This window comes from Enterococcus durans NBRC 100479 = LMG 10746 (assembly GCF_001544215.1).
GTDB lineage: Bacteria > Bacillota > Bacilli > Lactobacillales > Enterococcaceae > Enterococcus_B > Enterococcus_B durans.
Genome location: NZ_BCQB01000079.1, coordinates 1 through 8,286 on the forward strand (window position 1 = coordinate 1; position 8,286 = coordinate 8,286).

An 8,286-nucleotide genomic window follows, 5' to 3' on the forward strand; every position below is an offset into this window, starting at 1 on the left:
ATTTTGAATTTATGTAGAATCAAAATGAGCGTGGGATAAAAGTAAGAAACACTTTTGTCTCATTCTTTAAAAATGAATAAACGGCGGGGGTAGAAGCAACTCCTTCTTAAATAAGCCGAAATTCACAAAAATTTGAAAAATAATTTTCGTGAATTTCGGCTTATTTCTCAGAGTGAAGTACTTCTGCCCCAGCCTTATTTTGGTTCGTTTTTTCTTTTATAGGGAAGAAAAAACGAACTGTTTTTTTTTTGAGAGAAGGCTATTTTTTTATGGGTCAAACGCTCTTGGCACAGAAAATAAGAATAAATTCCCATTAGAGCACGCTTTTTGTTTTTTCACTATAAAAAAGTGAACCCAGTTTATATTGTCAAGTAAGGCGGAGGAACTTATAGTATAGACGTGCACAAGTAATAAATGAAATAGAGGCGAAATAAGTGTTAAGTAAAGTAATCAAAGATGAATATATTCAACTAGATGTTCAGGCAAATAACTTTGAAGAAGCAATAAGAAAAGCTTTGCAACCTTTCTTAGAAGCAGATGTAGTAACTGAAAAATATGTCGAAACAATTTTGAAGATTTACGAAGAGACCGGTCCATATATCGTTATTACTGAAAATATTGCTTTACCTCATGCAACGGTGGAAAGTGGAGCAAAAGATGTAGCTATTGGATTTATGCGATTGAAGAACCCAGTTACTTTAGGTCATCGTACCAATGATCCAGTTAAATATCTTTTTCCATTAAGCGCCAAGAATAACCAAGCGCATATTGAATTGCTATCAGAATTGGCAAATTTATTAGGAAATCCAGATTTTCTAAAATTTATCAAAGTCGTTTCATCTAAAGAAGAATTTAAAAACTATATTGAAAAAGCAGAAGGAGAGAATAACCATGAATAGTCATAAAGCTTTAGTAGCTTGCCGTGCAGGAGTAGGATCAAGTTTGATGCTAAAGATCAAAGTCAATGAAGTTGTTAAAGAAAATAACTTTCCATTAGAAGTAGAACATTCATCTTTAGATGGTGTGCCAGGTTTTCAAGGAGATATGATCATTACTTTGCCTGATGTTGCGAATGAATTAATAGAAAAAAATTTACCACAGAAGATTGTTGGCATTGCGAATATTGTGGATAAAAATGAAATTAAGACAAAACTTGAAGAAGCATTTATTGAGTTAGAAAAACAGTAGTTAGAAAGGAAGGCTGAAAAATGGATTTTATTATTAGCTTCTTAAGTACGCCCGCAGTACTATTAGGGCTTGTGGCTATGATAGGCTTATTGGCACAAAAAAAGTCTGGAACAGAAGTCTTGACTGGAACCTCCAAGACAATTATTGGCTTTTTGATCTTTAGTGCAGGTGGCACGATCATGACAGGGGCTTTGCAGAACTTTAATACGTTGTTCCAAACCGGATTTCATATCAAAGGAGTTGTTGCTTCTCCTGAAGCAGCGACAGCATTAGCACAGACAGAATTTGCATTTGTTACGAGTAGTACGTTGATTTTGGGATTTATCATGAACTTAGTAATTGCTAGGATCACTCCTTTCAAAAATATCTTTTTTACGACTGGTCATAGTTTGTTCTTAGCGTGTGTGTTATCTTTGGTTTTGAAAGCGCATAACTTCACAGATGTAGCCGCAATAATCGTTGGTGGATTATTACTTGGCTTCTTCTCTGCAGCATTGCCTCAATTATGTCAGCCCTTCATGCGTAAGATTACAGGAAGTGATGCAACTGCTATTGGCCATTTTAATATGGTTGGCTATGCACTGTCTGGTTATATTGGCAAGCTATTTAGTAAATATAAAGACCGCACAACCGAAGACATCATTGGCTGAGTGGCAAATTGGTCGATCCTTCCCGCGGCAGCTTGAGCCGCTACGACATCTGTTCCCAAACTATTTAGAGCAGACTGCAATACCACCGCTCCAATAGCGATGATGGATGATTGGAAAGCCATAGGCAAGCCCGCATTTAAATGAGTGAAAATAGTGTCTTTATCTATTTTGAAATCACTTTTAGAGACTTGCAGCAACGGGATTTTCCGTTTGATATAGATGACACACATCAAACTTGCGGAAATTTGCGCGATAACTGTCGCATACCCAGCCCCAGCGATCCCCATGTGGAAATTGATAATAAACACCAAATCCAAAATCACATTGATGATCACAGCGAAAATCAAAAAGAACAAAGGTGTTCGGCTATCTCCTAGCGCTCGAATCATATTTGAAAGAAGATTGAACGCCATTGAGGCAAACATACCGCCTAAGATCACGGAGATAAATTCCTGTGCTTGTTGGATAATATCCGGCGGTGTCTGCATCAGCAATAATAACGGACGTAAAAATACTAAAATCAAAACAGTCAAAATAGCAGTTACTGTGAAACTAATTATAATAGCAACAGCAAAACTTTTCTTTACACCGCGAAAATCCTGAGCGCCGAAACGTTGCGCCGTGATGATAGATAATCCAGCGGTCAAACCTTGAGCAAAACCAATGATCAAAAATGTGATACTTCCTGTCGCGCCGACTGCTGCCAATGCCTCTTTACCGATCGTTTGCCCAACAATGATCATATCTACCATATTATAGAACTGTTGGAAAATATTCCCCACGAGTAATGGAATGGTAAATAAAAAAATCAACTTTGCTGGGGTGCCTGTAGTTAGGTCTCTCATGATAACTCCTCAATTTTTTTCAGAATATTTGCAAATTACATATTACCATAGTTTAATAGAACCACAAATAGCTGATTTATAAAAAAAATACAGCAAAAAAAGAGCAATTTGTTAATGCTTACAAAAAAGATGCTTGATAGCATAAACTCAGTTCTTTAGATTTTTTAAAATCAATTGGTACAGCTTTAAGAAAATTTTATGAAAAAGATGAAAAAGATGTCAACTGCAAATGACATTTCTCAAAGAAACTGGGATAATAAAGGAAGAGAGGTGGAAGACATATGGATGTAGTACTGATGCGGCACGGGGAAAGTGAAGCAAATTTTGAAAATTATTGGACGGGATGGCTGGATGTTTCTCTGACAGAAAAAGGACAGGAACAGGCTCGTAAGGCAGGGGAAAAAATCAAAAACGCGCAGATCGAGTTTGACGCTGCATTTACGTCAGTATTGAAGCGGGCATCATTGACTTGCCAGATCATCTTAGAAGAAAGCGATCAGTTATGGATACCGACATTTAAAACCTGGCGTCTGAACGAGCGGCATTATGGCGCTTTAGTAGGGAAAAATAAGGATGAAATGGCACGAGAATTCGGGGCAGATCAAGTCAAACGCTGGCGTCGAGATTATTATGAAATGCCTCCATTAGTAGAAGAAAACCATTTTGATCGCCGTTACGCACAATTGGCAGATCAAGACATTCCTCATGGAGAAAATCTGCAAATGACGGTCCAGCGGGTCGCGCCATTATGGCAAGACGAGATCGCGCCGCTGTTGGGTTCGGGTAAGAATGTTTTGATTACCGGACATGGCAACAGTCTGCGGGCACTGGTGAAATATTTGGAGGATGTACCGGAAGACCAAATGGATACCATTGATATTCCCAATGCGCAGCCGATCCACTACCGCTTTGATAAGAACTTGCAGATCGTCAATAAATCGATCCTCTAAAGACGAATATTGGCTGAAGGAAATAGCCCTTTGTTTCAGAATTTTTCATAAAACTATCATAAATTATGGTATACTATTGAAAAAATTGGAGGAATAAGAATAATGAAAGCTATTTTAACGGTGGTCGGGAAGGACAAGGTTGGGATCATTGCCGGTGTCAGCCAGAAGTTGGCAGAATTGAATATCAATATTCTAGATGTATCTCAAACGATCATGGAAGATTATTTTACCATGATGATGATGTTGCAAATGCAACCAGAGGCTGATTTAGAAGCGATCAAGCAAGCATTGAGTCAAGTTGAAAACACGTTGGGCGTCAAAATCAGCATTCAAAATGAAGAGATCTTCAATGCGATGCATAAACTATAATTCGGAGGGAAATGATGGAAACAAAACAAGTACTTGAAACGATCCGGATGGTAGAAGAAGAAAATCTTGATATCCGGACGATCACAATGGGTATTTCGTTGTTGGACTGTATCGATGCCAGCACAGAAAAGACTTGCCAAAATATCTATAATAAAATCACCAGCAAAGCGAAAAATCTTGTAAAAGTCGGTGACGAGATCGCCAGTGAATTTGGGATCCCCATCATCAACAAGCGGATCTCGGTAACGCCGATCGCAATCGTTGCTTCCGCAAGCGGCGGGCAAGACTGTGTTGCTTTTGCGCGAGTTTTGGACAAAGCCGCAAAAGCGGTGGGGATCAATTTTATCGGCGGGTATAGCGCATTAGTTGAAAAAGGCTATCAAGGAGCGGACCTGTCCTTGATCCAATCGATTCCGGAAGCCTTGGCAGAAACAGAATTTGTCTGTTCTTCTGTCAATATTGGTTCGACACGGGCAGGGATCAATATGGACGCTGTCAAATTGATGGGTGAAACCATCAAACAAACCGCCGAAGCTTCAGATATGGGCTGTGCGAAGTTGGTAGTCTTTGCGAATGCGGTGGAAGACAATCCTTTCATGGCGGGAGCATTCCACGGGGTCGGTGAAGCAGATTGCGAGATCAATGTCGGTGTCAGCGGACCGGGCGTAGTAAAACGCGCTCTGGAAAAGGTCAAAGGCGAATCTTTCGATGTGGTTGCTGAAACAGTTAAGAAGACGGCATTTAAAATCACGCGGATGGGACAATTAGTCGGTCAAATCGCTTCTGAGCGATTGCACGTACCCTTTGGTATTGTGGATCTGTCATTAGCTCCTACTCCGGCAGTTGGTGATAGTGTCGCGTTGATCTTGGAAGAAATGGGCTTGGAATCTGTCGGCACACACGGTACAACGGCCGCACTGGCTTTATTGAACGATGCTGTGAAAAAAGGCGGCGTGATGGCCTGCAACCATGTGGGAGGCTTATCAGGCGCATTCATTCCGGTTTCTGAAGATGCAGGTATGATCAAAGCCGTAGAAGAAGGCTATCTGAATCTGGAGAAATTAGAAGCGATGACCGCCATTTGTTCAGTGGGTCTGGACATGATCGCGATCCCAGGAGATACACCAGCGGAGACGATTGCGGCGATGATCGCTGATGAAGCTGCGATCGGTGTCATCAATCATAAAACAACGGCGGTGCGGATCATCCCCGCTAAAGATAAAAAAGTCGGCGATTCTGTCGAATTCGGCGGTTTGCTGGGGACTGCTCCAGTCATGCGGACGAATTCGGCGAAATCGACGGACTTTATCCAACGAGGCGGGCGGATCCCGGCACCAATCCATTCATTTAAAAATTAGGAAGATAGTGAGAAAATAATGTTTGATTCATATATATGGGATTTTGACGGGACGTTGTTCGATACGTATCCGATCATGCTTGACAGCATGATGAAAGCTTTAGAAGATCGGCAAGTAGTTGCTGATCCAAAAGCTGTTTATCGATTATTGAAAGAAAAATCTTCAAAAGCATTGACTGAAAAATATCATTTGGACTTTCGAGAATTCTCAGATGATTTCCATCAATACGAAACGCTTGATACACGCCAACCTGTCACATTTGATCATGTGTATGACACATTGACGCAATTGAAACAACAAGGATCTAAACATTATATCTTGACTCATCGTACGATCGCTTCGACTCGCGAATTGTTAGTAAAAGAAGGAATGCTAGAATTTTTTGAAGAAAACGCTAGGCGCCTGGCACTCATCTTCCTCCCTCCCTACAGCCCTCAGTTGAACCTAATGGAAGGCGTTTGGAAGTGGCTCAAGGAATCGGTCATCAACAATGTTTTTTGACCACGTCCAGAAAATCAAACAGTCGGTCCGCGGTTTCTTAGCCGATGTAAACGAGCGTCCCCTTGAGGTGATTGACCGACTGTGCGTGCGGATGTAAAGTATTTAATTCAACCTATATAGAAGTGAAAAATTTTTAAAATAAGATAAGATAAATTTGATCCATTGATTTTCAATAATATCATATTTTATTATGCGGCTAGGTGTATATAGTAGCCCACGTTTTTCTGGATGGATTTGCAACTGTGAAATAGTTTTTTGATCCACTAAATTTTTGCTTCCAATTGGTTTCCAGTTATATCGTTTGTCAATTCTATATTTTGCTTCTTTTTTTAAACTTTCAAGAGAAACTATTGCTTGAGGTATATTGTTCTCAAACTCTAATATTCGTTGAAAAAGTTGATCGTTCATTAGATAATTTGAAGTAGTAATTTCACGACGAGAAGTTTTTTTAGGAATAAAAGTTCTAGCAAGACCGCCAACCATTTTTTCAATTTCGATTTTCATTTTTTCCCATTCTGGTGTACCTAAATCTTTAAGTATTATTTCAAATCGAGAATAAAAGATAGTTTCACCGATTTTAACGTAAAGAGTATAATAACCTGGAATAAGAGGTACTGTTTTACCTTGATCCCTATTATAAATGATTATATTATCATCACTTGGAATATAGCAAATATCTCCATTTTCCTCTTTTACTTGATTTTCAATCAAATAATCATCTAATTCTGGTATATATAGTTTTGCTTGTTTGTCTATACTGTTAAATGTAAAGCTTAGATTAGAAAATTCTTTTACCTTAACCGGTGTATACTCTAATAACGATGCCTCATCTTGAAAAAATAAAAGTTCATATTCTTGTTCTCCACTTTTATAACCAAAGTTTAATTTCAGACTAAAGGGTAAATCCATGTAAATTCAACTCCCTAGCTTTTTGCAAAAGAATTTTTTTAGTATATTTAAAATCTGAAGACTCAGGATATTCATTAATTATTTGTTCAAATTCACCCACTTGTTTTAAATCATTCTCATTCCATTTACCAACTAATTCTGATAATTGTTCATCAGAACCTCTGATTTTACTTAATACTCTCTGTACAAGCTGAATATCAATAGCTTCTTTTCTTGATAAGTCATTTTGCACTGGAAGATTTTTTAAATATTCATCAATTTGTTTTAATATCCTCCAACCGATACCGATATTTTTGTCTTTAGAATTAATTGCTAAATGGAGTTTCCAAAACATTTCTTTTTCTTTCTGGGTCAAACCATTAGTAGGGTTAGAGTTTTTAAAATTTTTGAAATCATCATATTTAAGTTGATTACGTTTCTTTTGATCTGATTGAATATAGTCATTTACTTCACTAATTTCATGGAATGGTACTAACTCAAGTGAAATAATGTTTGATCTATCCAAAACTTTATCTGAGAATTGATGAGTAGATTCATCTGTATTTATTGTTCCTACAAATAATATGTTTTGTCCTACTTCAATTGTAGAAGGATAGGTTGAAGAGTTATATAATTTATTTTCTAGATCTTCGTTATACAGTTTGATTTTCCTAGTATTTGGCTCCATTTCTAAAACTGAAAGAAATTGGGAGAAATAATGTTCAACACGAGCTAAATTCATCTCATCAAAACAAACCATGTAAATATTTTCTTTGTGTCTTGATGCTTCTAATAGTGCATCAATTAGACCGCTATCTCCTGGACGATAGACAGAATTTACAGTATCAGCATAGCCCAATAAATCAGAATCATCCTCCCAAAAGGGTCTCACAGAAATAAACTTTATTTGTGTATCTGATAATTGAAGTGCTTTTGCATAGGATGTTACTAATTGTGATTTACCGGTACCACTTAGTCCAGCTAATACCACCAAACTATCACCCAACATAGCAGTATGAAAATTCCATAAGTCTCGTTTTGAGTAATGTAATTTACTACGAATTGTGAGCTGATTAAATCTTTCTATAAATTCATTCTGTTCAGAGAAGTGATCATTTTGTTGAATAGCGTGTTTATCTTCTAACTCAGATATATCTATTTGCGTTTGTTCAGTAATAATTGAACTTACTGGAGATATTTTGGAATCAGAGATATTTTCTATGCCTTCGTTAATATCTTTTTTAGTTTCTATAATTTTTTGAAGTAATAGATAGGGCACAAAAATTATATCTTTTGTTTGATTTATAAAATCATCGTAACCTACATAGTTTTTACTACCTTCATCAATAAACTTTTTGTAAAAATTTGGATAGGCTACAATTAACTAGACAGAAAAATTAAGGTGTGTAGACTAGAAGAAAACATACCAGGAGGAATTTTTATGTCTAAGAGAACACGAAGAACTTTTTCACAAGAATTCAAGCAACAAATCGTCAATCTTTACTTAGCTGGAAAGCCACGTGTAGAAATCATTCAA

General features: G+C 37.5%; 8 protein-coding genes and 2 pseudogenes. 7 read left to right on the top strand and 3 right to left on the bottom strand.

Annotated features, from left to right (window positions below; all coding sequences use genetic code 11):
- Window positions 1–434: 434 nt before the first annotated feature.
- The 3 genes and pseudogenes from ED2_RS13675 to ED2_RS13685 all read left to right on the top strand — a co-directional run.
- On the top strand, window positions 435–899 hold the full coding sequence (locus ED2_RS13675) for a PTS sugar transporter subunit IIA (protein ID WP_060789894.1): 465 nt from the start codon (window positions 435–437) through the stop codon (window positions 897–899).
- Window positions 892–1,188, top strand: a complete 297-nt coding sequence (locus tag ED2_RS13680) for a PTS sugar transporter subunit IIB (protein ID WP_002290091.1) — start codon at window positions 892–894, stop codon at window positions 1,186–1,188. The genes ED2_RS13675 and ED2_RS13680 overlap by 8 nt, the downstream gene beginning before the upstream one ends.
- A gap of 20 nt (window positions 1,189–1,208) precedes the next feature.
- Window positions 1,209–1,829: pseudogene (locus tag ED2_RS13685) on the top strand (PTS transporter subunit IIC); the annotation flags it as partial.
- Here the strand turns inward: ED2_RS13685 and ED2_RS13690 are convergent.
- Window positions 1,823–2,683: pseudogene (locus ED2_RS13690) on the bottom strand (MATE family efflux transporter); the annotation flags it as partial. The pseudogenes ED2_RS13685 and ED2_RS13690 overlap by 7 nt on opposite strands.
- A gap of 281 nt (window positions 2,684–2,964) precedes the next feature.
- On the opposite strand from ED2_RS13690, the gene ED2_RS13695 reads away from it, so the two are divergent.
- The 4 genes from ED2_RS13695 (at window position 2,965) to ED2_RS13710 (ending at window position 5,861) form a co-directional block, all read left to right on the top strand.
- A complete protein-coding gene (locus ED2_RS13695; RefSeq protein WP_002334632.1) occupies window positions 2,965–3,633 on the top strand; it encodes a 2,3-bisphosphoglycerate-dependent phosphoglycerate mutase in 669 nt (222 codons plus the stop codon).
- Window positions 3,634–3,735: 102 nt separating this feature from the next.
- Complete coding sequence (locus ED2_RS13700) at window positions 3,736–4,002, top strand: ACT domain-containing protein (protein WP_002290085.1); 267 nt, start codon at window positions 3,736–3,738, stop codon at window positions 4,000–4,002.
- A 14-nt stretch (window positions 4,003–4,016) separates the two neighbouring features.
- A complete protein-coding gene (locus ED2_RS13705) occupies window positions 4,017–5,360 on the top strand; it encodes a PFL family protein (RefSeq protein WP_060789897.1) in 1,344 nt (447 codons plus the stop codon).
- A gap of 18 nt (window positions 5,361–5,378) precedes the next feature.
- On the top strand, window positions 5,379–5,861 hold the full coding sequence (locus tag ED2_RS13710; RefSeq protein WP_174520046.1) for an HAD hydrolase-like protein: 483 nt from the start codon (window positions 5,379–5,381) through the stop codon (window positions 5,859–5,861).
- Between the two features lie 102 nt (window positions 5,862–5,963).
- On the opposite strand, the gene ED2_RS13715 is transcribed toward ED2_RS13710, so the two are convergent.
- Window positions 5,964–6,770, bottom strand: coding sequence for a hypothetical protein (locus ED2_RS13715; RefSeq protein WP_002290077.1), 807 nt, complete (start codon window positions 6,768–6,770; stop codon window positions 5,964–5,966).
- On the bottom strand, window positions 6,754–8,028 hold the full coding sequence (locus tag ED2_RS13720; protein WP_227645001.1) for an McrB family protein: 1,275 nt from the start codon (window positions 8,026–8,028) through the stop codon (window positions 6,754–6,756). The genes ED2_RS13715 and ED2_RS13720 overlap by 17 nt, the downstream gene beginning before the upstream one ends.
- Between the last annotated feature and the right edge of the window lie 258 nt (window positions 8,029–8,286).

Excerpts from the sequence above, each read along its gene's own strand:
- ED2_RS13680 (WP_002290091.1), top strand. The coding sequence starts at position 892 with ATGAATAGTCATAAAGCTTTAGTAGCTTGCCGTGCAGGAGTAGGATCA.
- ED2_RS13695 (WP_002334632.1), top strand. The coding sequence starts at position 2,965 with ATGGATGTAGTACTGATGCGGCACGGGGAAAGTGAAGCAAATTTTGAA.
- ED2_RS13700 (WP_002290085.1), top strand. The coding sequence starts at position 3,736 with ATGAAAGCTATTTTAACGGTGGTCGGGAAGGACAAGGTTGGGATCATT.
- ED2_RS13705 (WP_060789897.1), top strand. The coding sequence starts at position 4,017 with ATGGAAACAAAACAAGTACTTGAAACGATCCGGATGGTAGAAGAAGAA.
- ED2_RS13710 (WP_174520046.1), top strand. The coding sequence starts at position 5,379 with ATGTTTGATTCATATATATGGGATTTTGACGGGACGTTGTTCGATACG.
- ED2_RS13715 (WP_002290077.1), bottom strand. The coding sequence starts at position 6,770 with ATGGATTTACCCTTTAGTCTGAAATTAAACTTTGGTTATAAAAGTGGA.